9 protein-coding genes are annotated in these 17,323 nt (G+C 71.5%); 4 read left to right on the top strand and 5 right to left on the bottom strand.

The annotated features are described in order from the left end of the window. A partial coding sequence (locus AB0N81_RS26335; RefSeq protein WP_365362411.1) for an alpha-1,4-glucan--maltose-1-phosphate maltosyltransferase occupies positions 1-1,997 on the bottom strand: 1,997 nt, incomplete at its 3' end. A 421-nt stretch (positions 1,998-2,418) separates the two neighbouring features. On the opposite strand from AB0N81_RS26335, the gene AB0N81_RS26330 reads away from it, so the two are divergent. Together AB0N81_RS26330 and glgP are read left to right on the top strand one after the other, a co-directional pair. Continuing rightward, positions 2,419-3,771, top strand: coding sequence for a carboxylesterase family protein (locus AB0N81_RS26330; protein WP_365362409.1), 1,353 nt, complete (start codon positions 2,419-2,421; stop codon positions 3,769-3,771). Between the two features lie 138 nt (positions 3,772-3,909). Continuing rightward, positions 3,910-6,537: an alpha-glucan family phosphorylase gene (glgP, locus tag AB0N81_RS26325; protein WP_365362407.1), complete on the top strand. Its 2,628-nt coding sequence runs from the start codon at positions 3,910-3,912 to the stop codon at positions 6,535-6,537. A 288-nt stretch (positions 6,538-6,825) separates the two neighbouring features. Here glgP and AB0N81_RS26320 read toward each other — a convergent pair whose 3' ends face one another. The 4 genes from AB0N81_RS26320 to AB0N81_RS26305 form a co-directional block, all read right to left on the bottom strand. Next, positions 6,826-8,457 (bottom strand): M4 family metallopeptidase, encoded by a 1,632-nt coding sequence (locus tag AB0N81_RS26320; protein ID WP_365362405.1) that lies wholly within the window; start codon positions 8,455-8,457, stop codon positions 6,826-6,828. 348 nt (positions 8,458-8,805) lie between these two features. Then, positions 8,806-10,842 carry a M4 family metallopeptidase gene (locus AB0N81_RS26315; RefSeq protein WP_365362403.1) on the bottom strand — a complete coding sequence of 679 codons (2,037 nt, stop codon included), beginning with the start codon at positions 10,840-10,842 and terminating at the stop codon, positions 8,806-8,808. A gap of 474 nt (positions 10,843-11,316) precedes the next feature. Continuing rightward, positions 11,317-13,203: an ABC transporter ATP-binding protein gene (locus AB0N81_RS26310; RefSeq protein WP_365362401.1), complete on the bottom strand. Its 1,887-nt coding sequence runs from the start codon at positions 13,201-13,203 to the stop codon at positions 11,317-11,319. Further along, a complete protein-coding gene (locus tag AB0N81_RS26305; RefSeq protein ID WP_365362399.1) occupies positions 13,200-15,356 on the bottom strand; it encodes an ABC transporter ATP-binding protein in 2,157 nt (718 codons plus the stop codon). Before AB0N81_RS26305 ends, AB0N81_RS26310 begins: the two co-directional genes overlap by 4 nt. A 274-nt stretch (positions 15,357-15,630) precedes the next feature. Between AB0N81_RS26305 and AB0N81_RS26300 the strand changes: the two genes are divergently transcribed. Continuing rightward, positions 15,631-16,533, top strand: a complete 903-nt coding sequence (locus tag AB0N81_RS26300; protein ID WP_365362397.1) for an ABC transporter ATP-binding protein — start codon at positions 15,631-15,633, stop codon at positions 16,531-16,533. Continuing rightward, positions 16,530-17,318, top strand: coding sequence for an ABC transporter permease (locus AB0N81_RS26295; protein WP_365362395.1), 789 nt, complete (start codon positions 16,530-16,532; stop codon positions 17,316-17,318). The genes AB0N81_RS26300 and AB0N81_RS26295 overlap by 4 nt, the downstream gene beginning before the upstream one ends. Positions 17,319-17,323: the final 5 nt, after the last annotated feature.

The following is a 17,323-nucleotide window of genomic DNA, read 5'->3' as shown; positions in this document are numbered from 1 at the left end:
GTGAGGATGTGCGCGGGGGCGCGGCCCGGTTCGAGGCGCACATAGTTGGCCCTGCCCCAGAGGTAGGTCTCGCCGGTGAGCTCGTCGCGCACCGGCACGGACTCGTGCCATTCGAGGCCGAGTTGCGGCATGTCCAACGAGACCGTGGCCTCCTGGGTGTGGTGAGGGTCGAGGTTGGCGACCACCAGAACCGTGTTCGATCCGTGCTCGCCGGCGGCCGTCTTCGAGTAGGCGATCACCGCTTCCTGGTCCGTGGTGTGGAAGTGCAGGTCGCGCAGTTGCCGGAGTGCGGGGCTGGCCCGCCGGATCCGGTTCAGCGTGGTGATGAGCGGGGCGATCGTGTCGCCGTCGCGGGCGGCCGCCGCCCAGTCGCGGGGCCGCAGTTGGTACTTCTCGGAGTTCAGATACTCCTCGCTCCCGCGCCGCACGGCGGTGTTCTCGCACAGCTCGAATCCGCTGTAGACGCCCCACGCCGGCGACAGCGTGGCGGCGAGCACGGCCCGCACCTCGAAGGCGGGACGCCCGCCGTCCTGGAGGTAGGCGTGCAAGATGTCGGGGGTGTTCACGAAGAAGTTGGGGCGCAGGAAGTGCGCGGTCTCCTCCGACAACTCCGTGAGGTATTCGGTGAGTTCGGCCTTGTCGTTGCGCCAGGTGAAGTAGGTGTACGACTGCTGGAAGCCGATGGCCGCGAGGGTCCGCATCATCGCGGGGCGCGTGAACGCCTCGGCGAGGAAGATGACGTCCGGATCGGTGCCGTTGATCTCCGCGAGCACCTGTTCCCAGAACACCACGGGCTTGGTGTGCGGGTTGTCGACGCGGAAGACGCGGACGCCGTGCGCCATCCAGAACCGCAGCAGCCGCACCGTCTCCGCGATCAGCCCCGGCATGTCCTTGTCGAAGGCGATGGGGTAGATGTCCTGGTACTTCTTCGGCGGATTCTCGGCGTACGCGATGGAGCCGTCGGCCCTCCGGTGGAACCACTCGGGGTGCTTCTCCACCCACGGGTGGTCGGGGGAGCACTGGAGCGCGAAGTCCAGGGCGACCTCCAGGCCGAGCCCGCCCGCGCGGCGCACGAACGCGTCGAAGTCGTCGAGCGTCCCGAGGTCCGGGTGGACCGCGTCGTGCCCGCCCTCCGGCGAGCCGATCGCCCACGGCACCCCGACGTCGTGCCGGCCCACCGACAGGGAGTTGTTGGGGCCCTTGCGGTAGGTGGTGCCGATGGGGTGGATCGGCGGGAGATAGACGACGTCGAAGCCCATGGCGGCGATGGCGGGCAGCCGCTCCGCCGCGGTCCTGAAGGTCCCGGAGACGGGCGGGGAACCCTCCTCGACGACGGCACCCTCCGAGCGCGGGAAGAACTCGTACCACGACCCGAAGAGCGCTCGCCGGCGCTCCACGAGAAGCGGCAACTCCTCCGAAGACGTCACGAGTTCACGCAGCGGATGGCGGGCGAGCACCGACTCCACCTCGGGTGTGAGGGCGGCAGCGAGACGGGCCGCCGGTGAGCGGCCCGTGTCGCGCAGCGCCCGGGCCGCGCCCAGGACGACGGCCCGTTCCACGGGCGGGACCCCGGAGGCGGCGCGCTCGTGGAGGCGGGCGCCCTCTTCCAGGACCAGGTCGGTGTCGAGGCCCGCCGGTATCTTGATCCGCGCGTGGTGGCGCCAGGTCGTGAGGGGATCGCCCCACGCCTCCACGGCGTACGTCCAGCGTCCCTCGGTGTCCGGTGTGACGTCGGCGCCCCACCGGTCGGTGCCGGGCGCCAGCTCCTGCATGGGGGTCCATGGTCCCGGCCGCCCCTCGGGATCGCGCAGGACGACATTGGCGGCGACGGCTTCGTGCCCTTCGCGGAAGACCGTGGCGGTGACCTGGAACGTTTCTCCCGGCACCGCCTTCGCGGGTTTTCGTCCGCCGTGGACGGCGGGCCGTACGTCCTGGACGGGGATGGTGGGCCGCGAGGGCCGCGAGGGCGAATCCGGCGGGGGTGAGCCTAGAGGCATGTTGGACCGCTCCTGTCCGCGTGCACGGATACGTGGGTGTGGAGGGTTTCCTCGGTGCGTGCCGGCCTGTGGGCCGAGTGCGTACCGGAGGAGCCTTCCCACACCCTTCGGGTGGGCAATCCGGCGCTTTGTTAACTACTAGTGCGTAAGGACGCATGCAAGACCGGCCTCGCCATGAATGGCGCGACCGGTCCGAATTAGCATATGCCGTATGGGTTGTTGAACTGTGCGCATATGCTCCCCCGGCCCTTCCGTCGCGGCCTCGGAGCCGGTCGCCGAGGTCGCGGTGAGACAGGCCGGTTCTGTGTGGTCCTGCCGCGCGCCGGGCAGAAACGTGGAACGATCCCTTCGGGACATCACAAGAGGAATGCGGCGAATGCCGTGTTCGCGGGAATGAGGACCACGACGGGGAGAAGGACCGGTGGGGCGACAGCAGCCGCGCGTGAACAACTCCGGGCCGCCGCCCGGTGACGGCCCGACGGCGGTCGTGGCGACCGGCCACGGCCCCGTCCGCGGCGAGCACCGGGCCGGCGGGGCCCGGTTCCTCGGCATTCCCTACGCCGCGCCGCCCGTCGGCGCCCGCCGCTTCGCGCCACCCGGGCCGCCCGCCTCCTGGACCGCACCGCTGGACACCTCCGCGTACGGGCCGACCGCACAGCGCCGCGGCTTCGGCGACGGCGCCACGATCCCCGAGCCGACGATCCCCGGCGCGGGCACCCTCAACCTGAACGTGTTCACGCCCACCGCGGACGAGGGAGCCGCACTGCCCGTCCTGGTCTGGATACACGGCGGCGGGTACGTCGCGGGATGCGCGGCCAGCCCCTGGTACGACGGCGCCGCGTTCAACCGCGACGGCGTCGTCCTCGTCTCGCTCGGCTACCGCCTCGGCATCGAAGGCTTCCTGCACCTGTCCGACGCCCCGGACAACCGCGGCGTACGCGACTGGATCGCCGCCCTGGAGTGGGTGCGCGACAACATCACGGCGTTCGGCGGCGACCCCGCGAAAGTCACGGTCGCCGGACAGTCGGCGGGCGGCGGCGCCGTCCAGACGCTGCTCGCCACCCCCGCCGCCCACGGCCTGTTCCGCGCCGGGATCTCCATGTCCGGCTCACTGATCGACCCGCAGGAGCGCTGGGTCGGCCCCGCCGTGGCCGAACTGTTCACCCGGCGCACCGGCGTGCCCGCGACGGCGGCGGCGCTCGCCCACCTGCCGGACGACCGGCTCCTCGCGCTCCAGGACGAACTGAGCGCCCCCGGCCCCGGCCGCGAGCGGCTGCCAGGACCGCTCCTCGGACCCGTCGCCGACGGCGAACTCATCCCGGAACCGACACTCACCCAGCTGACCGAAGGCACTCTCGCCGCCGAGGTGCCACTGCTCCTCGGCCACACCCGGCACGAGTTCCACTCGTTCGGCGGCCAGGAGCTGACCGACCGCGTCTTCCGCGACCCGGCGCTCGCCGTCGCGCGGGCGCGCGCCGAGCGCGGACACCCGACATGGCTCTACGAATTCGGCTGGCCCTCACCCGTCCCCGGCGCCACGGAGGGTCTCGCCTTCCACTGCCTCGACCTGCCCTTCGCCTTCGACCTGCTCGGCGCCGACGGTGTCGCCGCCGCCGCGGGCGAGGCCCCGCCGCAGCCCCTGGCCGACGCGATGCACGCCGCCTGGGTCGCCTTCGTGCGCGACCTCGACCCGGGCGGCGGATGGCCCCGCCACACGGCCGGGCGGCGCGCGATACGCATCTGGGACGCCGAGCCCGGCCTGGCGTACTTGTAACCGCCGCCGAACCCGGCCCCACCGCCCCTTTCACCCCGTCCGAACCCGCCCGCGCGCCGTAGTTGCCGAGGGCCGGTCCCCGCTACCGTCGACCCGTAGGTCGATACGTAACGCATTCCCCGCAGAGGTGGAGTCGCAGTGAAGGCCATCCGTCGATTCACCGTACGTCCCGTCCTTCCGGAACCCCTCGGCCGGCTGGCCGAGCTCGCCCGCAACCTGCGCTGGTCCTGGCACCCGCGCACCCGAGACCTGTTCGCCTCCGTCGACCCCGGGCTGTGGGCGGCGTCCGGCTGCGACCCCGTGCGGCTCCTCGGCGAAGTGCCGCTGTCGCGGCTCGACGAACTCGCCGCCGACGCGGACTTCCTGCGGCGGCTCGACGAGGCCGTCGACGACCTGCGGGAGTACGTCACCGGGGAGCGCTGGTACCAGGAGCGGGCCAGGAGCGAGGGACACCTGCCGCGCGCCGTCGCCTACTTCTCGCCCGAGTTCGGCATCACGGCCGCCCTGCCGCAGTACTCCGGCGGCCTCGGCATCCTCGCCGGCGACCACCTGAAGGCCGCCAGCGACCTCGGCGTCCCCCTCATCGGCGTCGGACTGCTCTACCGGCACGGCTACTTCCGCCAGTCCCTGTCCCGCGACGCCTGGCAGCAGGAGCACTACCCCGTCCTCGACCCGAACGAGCTCCCCCTCACCCTGCTGAGCGAGGACGACGGGACCCCCACGATCGTGGCCCTCGCCCTGCCCGGCGGGCGGTCGCTGCGCGCCCACGTCTGGCAGGCGCAGGTCGGCCGCGTACCGCTGCTCCTGCTCGACTCCGACGTCGAGGAGAACGACCCCGGCGAGCGCGACGTCACCGACCGGCTCTACGGCGGCGGCAGCGAGCACCGGCTGCTCCAGGAGATGCTCCTCGGCATCGGCGGAGTGCGTGCCGTCCGCGCGTACTGCCGCCTCGCGGGCCACCCCGAACCCGAGGTCTTCCACACGAACGAGGGCCACGCGGGCTTCCTCGGCCTCGAACGCATCCACGAACTCGCCCTGCACGGCATCGGCTTCGACACCGCCCTCGAATCCGTCCGCGCAGGAACCGTCTTCACCACCCACACGCCCGTCCCCGCAGGCATCGACCGCTTCGACCGCGAGCTCGTCGCCCACCACTTCGGCCCTGGCGCCGAGCTGCCCCACATCGACGCCGGTGACGTCCTGCGGCTCGGCATGGAGACGTACCCGGGAGGCGAGCCGAACCTCTTCAACATGGCGGTGATGGGCCTGCGCCTCGGCAGCCGCGCCAACGGCGTGAGCACCCTGCACGGCACGGTGAGCCGGCGGATGTTCGCGGGCCTGTGGCCGGGCTTCGACGCCGAGGAGATCCCGATCGCCTCCGTCACCAACGGCGTGCACGCACCGACCTGGGTGGCCCCCGAGGTCTTCCGGCTCGGCGCCCGCCAGATCGGCGAGCGGCGCACCGAGGACGCGCTCTCCGTCGGCGGCTCCGACCGCTGGGACGCGGTGGCCGACATCCAGGACGCCGACATCTGGGAGCTGCGCCGCACCCTGCGCGAGCAGCTCGTCCACGAGGTCAGGCGGCGTCTGCACGACTCCTGGCGGCAGCGTGGCGCCGCCACCGCCGAGCTGGGCTGGATCGACGGCGTCCTCGACCCGGACGTCCTCACCATCGGTTTCGCCCGCCGCGTCCCCTCGTACAAGCGCCTCACGCTGATGCTGCGCGACCGCGACCGGCTGATGGAACTCCTGCGCCACCCCGAGCGGCCCGTGCAGATCGTCGTCGCGGGCAAGGCGCACCCCGCCGACGACGGCGGCAAGCGGCTCATCCAGGAGCTGGTCAGGTTCACCGACGACCCACGCGTGCGCCGGCACATCGTGTTCCTGCCGGACTACGGCATGGCGATGGCGCAGAAGCTCTACCCGGGCTGCGACGTGTGGCTGAACAATCCGCTCAGGCCCCTGGAGGCGTGCGGGACCTCCGGGATGAAGGCCGCCCTGAACGGCTGCCTCAACCTCTCCGTCCTCGACGGCTGGTGGGACGAGTGGTTCGAGCCGGACTTCGGCTGGGCCATTCCCACGGCGGACGGCTCCGCCACCGACGAGGACCGCCGCGACGACCTGGAGGCCGCCGCGCTCTACGACCTCCTGGAGCGCCGCATCGCGCCCCGCTTCTACGAACAGGGCCCCGGCGGGCTGCCCGACCGCTGGATCGAGATGGTCCGCAGGACCCTGACCCGGCTCGGCCCGAAGGTCCTCGCGGGCCGCATGGTGCGCGAGTACGTCGAGAAGCTGTACGCGCCCGCCGCGCACGCCCACCGCACGCTCGACACGACGGCCGCCGGGGAACTGGCCGCGTGGAAGGCGCGGGTCAGGGCGGCCTGGCCGCGCGTCGCCGTCGACCACGTCGAGGCGTCGGCGACCGGCGCCACGGCCGAGCTCGGCGCCACGCTGTCCCTGCGGGTACGGGTGCATCTGGGCGAGCTGACGCCGGACGACGTGGAGGTGCAGGTGCTCGCGGGGCGCGTCGATCCGGACGACCACATCGGGGATGCGTCTCCAGTGCCGCTCAAGCCCACGAGCGGGCCCGATGTGGAGGGGCGGCGGGTGTACGAGGGGCCGCTCGCGCTGGATCGCACGGGGCCCTTCGGGTACACGGTGCGGATTCTTCCCTCGCATCGGCTGCTGGCCAGTGGGGTGGAGTTGGGGCTTGTGGCGGTGCCGTCCGAGGCGACGGGGGAGGAGGCGGGGGTTCTGATGCGGTGAGCCGGCGGCGGCTTGGTGGGGGCCGGTCGCGCAGTTCCCCGCGCCCCTGAAAGATCTGCGCAGTTCCCCGCGCCCCTGGAAAGGATTGCGCAGTTCCCCGCGCCCCTGAAAGATCTGCGCAGTTCCCCGCGCCCCTGGGAGAGACTGCGGAGTTTCCCGCGCCCCTGGGGAAGATCGCGGAGTTCCCCGCGGCCCTGGGGAAGGCTGCGGAGTTCCCCGTGCTCCCGAAAACGCGCGGTTCCCCGCGTCCCTTGAGGTGGGCGCGGGGAACCGGGGGCAAGCGGGGGGTTACTTGACGTTGACGGCTGTCCAGGCTGCTTCTACGCCCTTGTATTCGGCGGAGTCCGCGCCGTAGAGGTCCTTCGCGGCGGTCAGTGTGCCCTCGCGGGCCGCCTTGTAGTCCGTCGTCGACGTGAAGTACGTCGTCAGGGCCTTGAACCAGATCTTCTCGGCCTTGTCGCGGCCGATGCCCTCGACCTTGGAGCCGTCGGCGGTCGGGGAGTCGTACTTGACGCCGTTGATCTCCTTCGCGCCGCTGCCCTCGGACAGCAGGTAGAAGAAGTGGTTGGCGATGCCCGAGGAGTAGTGGACGTCGACGTTGCCCGCGTCCTCGCTCCAGCTGTCCAGGGACGAGCCGTCCTTGCTCGGCTTGTCCATGTGGCGCAGCGGCGAGCCGTCGCCGTTGATGTCGATCTTCTCGCCGATGAGGTAGTCGCCGACGTCCTCGGCGTTCTTCGCGTTGAACTCGACGGAGGCGGCGAAGATGTCGGAGGTGGCCTCGTTCAGGCCGCCGGACTCGCCGCTGTACTCCATGTTGCCGGTCGCCGAGGTGACACCGTGGGTCATCTCGTGGGCCGCGACGTCGATCGAGGTGAGGGGCTTCTTGTCGCCCTCGCCGTCGCCGTACGTCATGCAGAAGCAGCTGTCGTCCCAGAAGGCGTTGACGTAGTTGTTGCCGTAGTGGACCCGCGAGGTCGCGCCCTTGCCGTCGCCGTTGATGCCGCTGCGGCCGTGCACGGACTTGTAGTAGTCCCAGGTGAGCTGGGCGCCGTAGGCGGCGTCGACGGCGGCGGTCTGGGCGTCGTCCGCTTTGCCCGTGCCCCACGTGTCGTCGTCGTCCGTGACGAGCTTGCCCTCGCCGCTCTGGGCGTGGTTCAGGTCGTACGTGCCGTGGCCGCCGCGCGACTCGTCGGTCAGCTCGAAGCCGCTGCCGCCCTTCTTCGTGCCGAGCTCGACCTTGCCGCTGTACTGGCTGGAGCCGGTGCCGTTCTCGATGGCCTGGTACTGGTACAGCTTCTTGCCGGTCGCGGCGTCCGTGATGACGTGCAGTCTGCTGGGCGTGCCGTCCTTCTGCACGCCGGTGACGACGGTCTCGTACGCGAGGACCGGCTTGCCGGAGGCGGCCCAGATCACCTTGCGCGGCGACTGCGCGTCGGCCTCGGCGGTCTTCGCCTTGGCCGCGGTGGACTCAGCGGACTTGGCGACCGAGCCCTTGGCGAGCTTCGCGTCGGTGGAGGCGACCTTCACGTCGGCCTTGGTGGCCTTGGTGACGCTCTTCACCTTGCCGCTCTTCGCGGTGTGCACGACGAGGTCGCCGCCGAGGACGGGGAGGCCGTCGTAGGTGCGCTCGTAGCGGGTGTGGACGGTTCCGTCGGCGTCCTTGACGACGTCGCGGACGACCAGCTTCTCCTTGGCGCCCAGGCCGATCCGCTCGGCGGTGGCGGCCTTGTCGGCGTTCGCGTCCTGGAGGAGGCCCGCGCGGGCCGTCGTCGAGAGACTCACGGGCGCACCGGACGACGTGGCGTCCTTGGCCGGCTCGGCGGAGGCGCCGGTGGTCAGTCCGGCGGCGAGCATCGCGCCGGCCGCGACGGCGGTGGCGATGGCCAGCGTTGAACGCTTACGGGATATGTGGGGGGTCACGCAGGCTCCTTCTGTGGGGGGCCCAGGTGGCATGGGGGACTACCCGGGCATGAAAGATGCGGTGCGGGTGTGACGTGATGACTTGCGTGGTGCGTGGGTGGTGCTCGGGAAGAGTGTCATTCGAGACAGGTACATGTCAGCCCTTGATCGTAGGTTGGCCAGAAATCGTCCGTTGAGCGATGGTCCACGTACGTAATGCGAACAGGGTGTGAACTCGTGCGGGCGCGAACAAGCGCGCCGCCCCGGGGAGTTGAGTCACCCGGGGCGGCGCCGACTGGTTTTTCAGCGGTTCACGCGGTCACGCGGTCACGCGGTTACGCGGTCACACGGTTCACGCGGTCACGCGGTTTACGGGAAGGTGACCTTCCAGCTGTTGATGTAACCCGTGTCCTGACGGGCCACGTCCTGGACCCGCAGCTTCCAGGCGCCGTTGGCCACCTCGGAGGAGGCGTTGACCGTGTAGGTCTCCTTGACGTTGTCCGCCGAGTCCGAGGAGCTGGCCGGCTTCAGCGGGTAGACCGTCCCGTCGGGGGCGAGCAGGTCGACCTTCAGGTCACCGCGCCAGGTGTGCACGATGTCCACGCCGACCTTCAGCGCGCTCGGCGCGTTGCCGGTGCGGCCGGTGACGTTGACCGACGAGGTGACCGCGGCACCGTTGTCCGGGATGCTGACGTCCGTGGTGTTCTCGAAGTCGGTGCCGGGCGTCTCGCCGCCGGGGCGGGCGCCGACGTTCACGGCGGCCCAGGCGTGGGCGACCGCCGCGTACTCGGTGCTGCTGGTGCCGTACAGCTCACCGGCGACCGCGAGCGTCCCGGTGCGGGCCGCCGCGTAGTTGGTGGTCGTGGTGAACTTCGTGGTGAGCGCCTTGAACCAGATCAGCGACGCCTTGTCACGGCCGATGCCCGTGACCGGCAGGCCGTCGGAGGTCGGCGAGTCGTACTGAACGCCGTTGATCTCCTTCTTGCCGCTGCCCTCGCTCAGCAGGTAGTAGAAGTGGTTGGCGACACCGGACGAGTAGTGCACATCGATGTTGCCGATGCCCGAGTACCAGGAGTCCTTGGACGAGCCGTCCTTGCTCGGCTTGTCCATGTAGCGCAGCGGGGTGCCGTCGCTGTTGATGTCGATCTTCTCGCCGACGAGGTAGTCGCCCTTGTCCTGCGCGTTGTTGGCGTTGAACTCGACGGCCGCCGCGAAGATGTCGGAGGTCGCCTCGTTCAGGCCGCCGGACTCGCCGCTGTACGTCATGTTGCCGGTCGCGGCCGTCACGCCGTGCGTCATCTCGTGGGCCGCGACGTCGATCGAGGTGAGCGGCTTGGCGTTGCCCGCGCCGTCGCCGTACGTCATGCAGAAGCAGGCGTCCGACCAGAAGGCGTTGACGTAGTTGTTGCCGTAGTGGACCCGCGAGTACGCGCCGACACCGTCACCGCGGATGCCGCTGCGGCCGTGCACGTTCTTGTAGTAGTCCCAGGTCAGCGCCGCGCCGTAGTGCGCGTCGGCGCCCGCGGTCTCCAGGTTGGAGGGCAGCCCGTTGCCCCACACGTCGTCGGCGCCCGAGAAGAGGGTGCCGGTGCCGGAGGTGCCGCGGTTCAGGTTGTACGTCTTGTGGCTGCCGCGGGTGGTGTCGGTGAGGGTGTAGTTCGACCCCGACTGGGCTGTGCCCAGCGGCACTTGACCGCTGTACTGCGTGTTGCCGGTGCCGTTCTCGATGCCCTGCCACTGGAAGAGCTTCTTGCCGGTGGCGGCGTCCGTGATGACGTGCAGCTCGTTCGGCGTGCCGTCGTGCTGCAGCCCGCCGACCACGGTCTCGTACGCGAGGGTCGGCGTGCCCTTGGCCATCCACACGACCTTGCGCGGCGCCCGGTCCGCGTCGGTCTTCTTCGAGCCCTCGGCCTTCGCGGCGCCCAGCGCCTGCTTCTCGGCCGCGGACGCCTTGATGCCGGCGCTCATGTCGATGCCCTTGAGCTGCGCCTTGACGGCCTTGGTGACGCCCTCGGTCTTCCCCGACTTGGCGGTGTCGACCACCAGGTCGCCGCCGAGGACGGGCAGGCCGTCGTAGGTGCGCTCGTAGCGGGTGTGGACGGTGCCGTCGCGGTCCTTGGTGACGTCGCGGACGACCAGCTTCTCCTTGGCGCCGAGCCCCAGGTCCTTGGCGGTGTCCGCCTTGGTGGCGTTGGCGTCACGGATGAGCTCCGCGCGCTGGGCGGGGGAGAGCTTCGCGGCAAGGGCGCCCGGGTCGACCTTCCCGAGCTTCTGGGCCTGGGAGGCGGGTGCCTTCGCCGGGTCGTCGGCCGAGGCGGGGCCCGCCTGGACGGCGACGGCCAGCAGGGCTGCGACGGCGGAAAGGGCGCCGGCTGCGGCGGCGCGTCTGTGGGAGGTGCTTCTCAACACGGACTCCTTCTGCGCGGCCGCGGGGGTGCGCGGCCAGAGCTACCGGACGGCTGGATCGCTGTCCGGGCAGAGCAAGGCGGAACGCAGAACTGGGCGGTACACATGGGGTGTTGCGTGTAGCGGGTTGCGTGAGAGGAACCGGCGACCACCGCGTTGTTGAACGTTGTGTGGTGGTCGAGGGGAAGAGTGGCACCAGAGCGCTGTTGCTGTCAGGAGCGCGTCAATAGTTGGCCGGAAATAGTCCGTTGGCCGGTTGAGGGGGTTCGGTATGCGGTGCGGCGCCCTGGGCGCGACGGCGGGTGACCGGACTCGCTCTTACGCGCCCGTCCCGGTCGCGGCGCGAAACTCGTGCGCGGCCCGCGGAAACCCGTCCCACAGGACCTGCGACCGGACTTCACCACTGAGGACGGCGACGAGGCGACTCAGGTCGGGCCTCACCGGCGTATCGCCGAGGGCAGTGCCCGGGCGGTGTCAGCTCACCACGCTGTCCCGCCAGGCGCGGTGCAGGTCCGCGAATGGGCCGGTGGCGGCGATGAGTTCGGCCGGAGTGCCGTCCTCCACGATCCTGCCGTGTTCCATGACCAGGACCCGGTCGGCGATCTCCACCGTGGAGAGGCGGTGGGCGATCACCACGGCGGTGCGGCCGTGCAGCACCGTGTGCATGGCGTGCTGGACGGCCCGCTCGCCCGGGATGTCCAGGGAGCTGGTCGCCTCGTCGAGGATCAGCACCGCCGGGTCGGCGAGCAGGGCGCGGGCGAACGCCACCAGCTGCCGCTGGCCCGCCGAGATCCGGCCGCCCCGCTTGCGTACATCGGTGTCGTACCCGTCGGGGAGCGACGCGATGAACTCGTGGGCGCCGATGGCCTTCGCGGCGCGCTCTACGTCCTCGCGGGTGGCGTCGGGCCGGCCGATCGCGATGTTCTCCGCGACCGTCCCGGAGAACAGGAACGCCTCCTGGGTCACCATCACCACCCCCCGCCGGAGTTCGGCCCCCGAAAGTTCCCGCAGGTCCACGCCGTCCAGGAGGACCGCGCCCTCCGTCGGGTCGTAGAAGCGGGCCAGCAGCTTCGCCAGCGTGGACTTGCCCGCGCCGGTGGTGCCCACCACGGCGACGGTCTGACCGGCGGGCAGCGTCAGGTCGAAGCGGGGCAGCACCTCGCCGCCCGTGCGGTAGGCGAACCGCACCCCGTCGAACCGGACTTCGCGGCCCGGATGGTCCGACTCCAGGGCGGGCAGCGGGCGCGCGACGGACGCCGCGGGCTCCGGCACGGTCGGGGTCTGGGCGAGCAGCCCGGCGACCTTCTCCAGGGACGCCGCCGCCGACTGGTACGAGTTGAGGAACATGCCGAGCCGGTCGATCGGGTCGTACAGGCGCCGCAGGTACAGCACGGCGGCGGCCAGCACACCGAGCGCCAGCCCGCCGTCGGCGACCCGGTGGGCGCCCCACAGGACGATGCCGGCCACGGCCGTGTTCGCGACGAGCCGGGAGCCGAGCACATAGCGGGCCATCTCCAGCATCGCGTCCCCGTTGGTCCGCTCGTGCCGTTCGTTGAGCGCGGCGAACTCCGCGTCGTTGGCCCGCTCCCTGCGGAAGGCCCGCACCGGCCGGATGCCGTTCATGGTCTCCGCGAACTTCACGATGACGGCGGCGATGGCGGTCGACCGGTTGCGGAACAGCACACCGGCGCGCCGCTGGTAGAGGCGGATGAGGAGGTAGAGCGGGACGAAGGAGACGACCGCCACCGCGCCGAGCCCCAGGTCCAGCCAGAGCAGCATCGCCGAGATGTAGACGAAGGACAGCAGGACCATCAGGAGTTCCTGCAGCCCCTCGCTGAGCAGCTCGCGCAGCGACTCGACGTCGGTGGTGGAGCGGGAGATGAGGCGGCCCGAGGTGTACCGCTCGTGGAAGTCGACGCTGAGCGCCTGCGCGTGCCGGAAGATACGGCCGCGCAGATCGAGCAGTACGTCCTGGTTGACGCGCGCCGAGGCGATGATGAACGCGTACTGGAGCGCGCCCGACGCGGCCGCGCAGCCCAGGTAGCCGGCGCCGAGCGCGATCAGCGGACCGTAGTCGCCGGCGCGCACGGCGGGCACGCCCCGGTCGATGGCGTACGCGACGAGCAGCGGTCCCGCCTGCACCACGGCCTGCTGCACGAGGAGCAGCAGTGCGGCCAGCGTGACGCGGCCGCGCAGCGGTGAGAGCAGCGAGAACAGCAGGGCGCGGGTGGCGCCGGGCGGTGCGGGGAGCTCGTCCTTGTCGAAGGGGTCGTCCGGCTCGGCGGACGTGCCGGGGAGATCGGGTTCGTCGTCTCCCTCGGGATCGAAGGGCTTCTCCCGTACGGATGAGGGCACGGTCATCGGGCGGCCTCCTCGGCGGCGTGTCCGGTGGCGGGGCCGGTGGGTGGGGGCGGTGGGTCCGACACGGTCTCGGTGCCCGACATGAGCCACGCGTACTCCGCGTTCTCCCGCAGGAGCTCGTGGTGCGTACCGACGACGGCGACGCGGCCGCCGGACAGCAGGGCGACCCGGTCGGCGAGCAGCACCGTGGAGGGGCGGTGCGCGACGATCAGCGCGGTCGTGTCGGCGAGGACCCGTCGCAGCGCCGCCTCCACCAGCGCCTCCGTGTGGACGTCGAGAGCGGACAGCGGGTCGTCGAGGACCAGGAAACGGGGGCGGCCCACCACCGCGCGGGCCAGGGCGAGGCGCTGGCGCTGGCCGCCGGAGAGGCTCAGGCCCTGCTCGCCGACCTGCGTGCCGGTGCCGTGCGGCAGGGCGTGCGCGAAGTCGGCCTGCGCCACGTCGAGCGCGCGGGCCAACTCGGCTTCCCCCGCGCCCTCTTCGGCGCCCATCAGCACGTTCTCGCCGACCGTCGCGGAGAACAGGGTGGGCTCCTCGAAGGCGACCGCCACGAGTGTGCGCAGCCGCTCGCGGTCCATCGCCGTGATGTCCTCGCCGTCCAGGGTGATGCGGCCCCCGGTCACCTCGTGCAGACGCGGCACCAGCGCGGTGAGCGTCGTCTTGCCGCTGCCGGTCGCGCCGACGAGCGCCATGGTCTCGCCGGAGCGGATGTGCAGGTCGATGCGGTCGAGGACGGGGGGCGCGTCCGGGGACGCGTCGGGATACCGGAACTCCACCCCCTCGAAGCGGAGCCCATCGTCGCGGAGGCGCCCGGCCCCGGCGTCCGCGGTGTCTCGGACGTCCTCGGCACCTCTGGCGTCTGCGGTGTCTCGGGCGTCTGCGGCACCTCTGGCGTCTGTGGTGTCTCGGGCGTCTGCGGCACCCTTGGCGTCTGCGGCACCTCTGGCGCCCGCGGTGCCTTTGGCGCCCGCGGTGCCTTTGGCGCCCGCGGTGCCTTTGGCGTCTGCGGCCCCTCTGGCGCCTGCGGTGCCTTTGGCGCCCGCGGTGCCCCTGGCCTCTGCGGTGCCGCTGATGTCCTCGGCGGACCGCGTGTCCTCGGCGGATCGCGCGTCCTCGGCGGGCCGCGCGTCCCCGAGGGTGCGCGCACCCCCCTCCGCGCCCTCCGGCTCCGCGTCCATCACCTCGAAGTACCGCTCCGTGGCCGTCGCCGACTCCTGGCTCATGGCGAGGAGGAAACCGATCGACTCCACCGGCCAGCGCAGCGCCAGCGCCGTCGACAGGAAGGCGACCAGCGTGCCCGCCGACAGACCGCCGTCCGCGACCCGCACCGTGCCGAGCACCAGCGCCGCGCCGATCGCGATCTCTGGCAGCGTCACGATCACCGCGTAGATCGCGGCGAGGAGCCGCGCCTTGGCCATCTCCGTGCCGCGCAGCGTGTGCGACAGCTCGCGGAACGCCCGCGCCTGACTGCGGTGGCGGCCGAAGCCCTTGATGATGCGGATGCCGAGCACGCTCTCCTCGACCACCGTCGTCAGGTCGCCGACCTGGTCCTGCGCGCGCCGCGCCACGGCGGTGTACCGCCCCTCGAAGTACGCGAGCGCGATCACCATCGGCACCACGGGCGCCAGCAGCAACAGGCCGAGCGTGAAGTCCTGCCCGAGCAGGATGATCACGCCGACCACGATGGTCGCCCCGTTGACCAGCAGGAACGTCAGCGGGAAGGCGAGGAACATCCGCAGCAGCATCAGATCCGTCGTAGCGCGCGAGAGCAGCTGACCGGACGCCCACCGGTCGTGGAACGCCACCGGCAGCCGCTGCAGATGGCGGAAGAGGTCGGCCCGCATCGACGCCTCGACGCCCGCCAGGGGCCGGGCCACCAGCCATCGCCGCAGCCCGAACAGCAGCGCCTCCGTGACACCGAGCAGGAGGAGCAGCAGCGCCCCGAGCCACACGCCCGTCGAGTCCCGGTCGGCCACAGGACCGTCCACCATCCACTTGAGCACGAGGGGAAAGACGAGCCCCGTGCAGGAGGCGACGATCGCGACAACCGCCGCGATGATCAGGCGAGTTCGCACCGGCCGCACGTACGGCCAGAGGCGCAGCAGCGTCCGTACGGTGGACCGATCCTTGGCAGGGGCATCTGATTTCGGCATCACGAGCGAGCCTACGGATCGCCACTGACACAGCCCACCGAGTTTTGGACCGCCCTCCGGTACTCCGCTACTCCGCCGGCCCGAGGCCGCCCCGTCACTCTCACCGCGCCCCGTCACCCCTTCCTGCCGCTCGCGCCGCGTACAGGCCTACGAGCGCGGCACGACATGCTCCGCGAGCCCGGCGGGGTCGTAGGCCGCCATCAACCGATCGGCTGATGCCGCTTCGAGCGCGACGGGCGATGCCCGCGCCCCGCCCACCGGCGATTCTCGACGCATGCCCCTCATCGAAGTGCACGGACTCAAGAAGGCCTACGGCGGACGCACCGCCGTCGACGGTGTCTCCTTCGCCGTCGAGGAGGGCGAGATCTTCGGCATCCTCGGGCCGAACGGCGCGGGCAAGACCACCACCGTCGAGTGCGTCGAGGGCCTGCGCGTCCCGGACTCCGGAGACGTGCGCGTCGCGGGACTCGACCCGGCCACCGACCACGAGCGCCTGACCCGCATCCTCGGCGCGCAGCTCCAGGAGAGCGAGCTTCAGCCGAAGCTGACCGTGCGCGAGGCCCTCGAACTGTATGCCGCGTTCTACCCGGACCCCGCCGACTGGCGGCCGCTGGCCGAGCGCCTGCGGCTGACCGACAAGCTCGACAGCCGCTTCGGCAAGCTCTCCGGCGGCCAGAAGCAGCGCCTGTTCATCGCGCTCTCCCTCATCGGCAATCCGAAGGTCGTCGTCCTCGACGAGCTGACCACCGGACTCGACCCGCGGGCCCGCCGCGACACCTGGGAGCTCATCGAGGACGTGCGCGACCGGGGCGTCACCGTCCTCCTGGTCACCCACTTCATGGAGGAGGCCCAGCGCCTCTGCGACCGCATCGCGGTCATCGACAAGGGCAGGGTCGCCGCCCTCGATTCACCGGCGGGCCTGATCAGCCGGTCCGCGAGCTCCACCGTCATGTCGTTCACACCGTCCGCGCCGCTGGACGAGCGCCTCCTCGCGGCGCTGCCCGCCGTCACCTCCGTCGCACACCGCGACGGCCGCTACACCCTGAACGGCACCGACGAGACCGTGGACGCCGCCCTCACCCTGCTCGCCGGGCACCACATCACCGCACACCAACTCCGCGTCGCCGACGCCACGTTGGACGACGCGTTCCTCGACCTGACAGGAGCATCGGCATGACCGCCCTCACCGCACCGCACGACAACGGAAGGAGCGGGGCCGGAAGGAGCGGGGCCGTGGCCGTCCTCAGAGCGGAGTACCGCCTCTTCCGCCGCGAGCCCGGCGCCCTCTTCTGGATCATGGTCTTCCCCACGGTCCTCCTCGTGATCCTCGGCTCCATCCCCTCCTTCAGGGAGCCCGCCGACTCGCTCGACGGCGGCAGGATGGTCGACGCGTACGTCCCCGTCACGGTGCTGCTCGCCCTGATCATGGCGGGCTTGCAGGCCATGCCCCCGCTCATCACCGGTTACCGCGAACGCGGCATCCTGCGCCGCATGTCCACGACCCCGGTACGGCCCTCCGCCGTGCTCGGCGCGCAGATGGGCATCCACGGCGCGGCGGCCCTCGTCTCGGCGCTGCTCTCCCTAACCGTGGGCCGCCTGGCCTTCGACGTGACGCTGCCGGGCCAGGTCTTCGGGTACGCCCTCGCGCTGGTCCTCGCCGTCCTGTGCGGGCTCGCCCTGGGCGCCCTCGTCTCCGCGCTCGCCCGCACCACGAAGGCCGCGACCGCGATCGGCTCCGCCGTCTTCTTCCCGATGATGTTCAGCGCGGGCGTCTGGCTGCCGGTGCAGGCGATGCCCGACGCGCTCGCCCGCATAGTGGAGGTCACCCCGCTCGGCGCCGCCTCCCAGGCCCTCGCCGAGGCCGCGGCCGGCGACTGGCCGGGCCTGCTCCACCTGGGCGTCCTCGCCCTGTGGACCGTGGCGCTCTCGGCCGGGGCGTCGCGCTGGTTCCGGTGGGAGTGACCGGC

The organism is Streptomyces sp. NPDC093510 (assembly GCF_040683555.1).
Classification (GTDB): domain Bacteria; phylum Actinomycetota; class Actinomycetes; order Streptomycetales; family Streptomycetaceae; genus Streptomyces.
The sequence above is the reverse complement of the archived record's forward strand: the minus strand, read 5'-3'. Positions and strand labels throughout refer to the sequence as shown.

What these genes read in the sequence shown, in the direction of transcription:
- AB0N81_RS26310 (WP_365362401.1), bottom strand. Translation starts at nt 13,203, where the DNA reads ATGACCGTGCCCTCATCCGTACGGGAGAAGCCCTTCGATCCCGAGGGA.
- AB0N81_RS26305 (WP_365362399.1), bottom strand. Translation starts at nt 15,356, where the DNA reads ATGCCGAAATCAGATGCCCCTGCCAAGGATCGGTCCACCGTACGGACG.
- AB0N81_RS26300 (WP_365362397.1), top strand. Translation starts at nt 15,631, where the DNA reads ATGCCCCTCATCGAAGTGCACGGACTCAAGAAGGCCTACGGCGGACGC.
- AB0N81_RS26295 (WP_365362395.1), top strand. Translation starts at nt 16,530, where the DNA reads ATGACCGCCCTCACCGCACCGCACGACAACGGAAGGAGCGGGGCCGGA.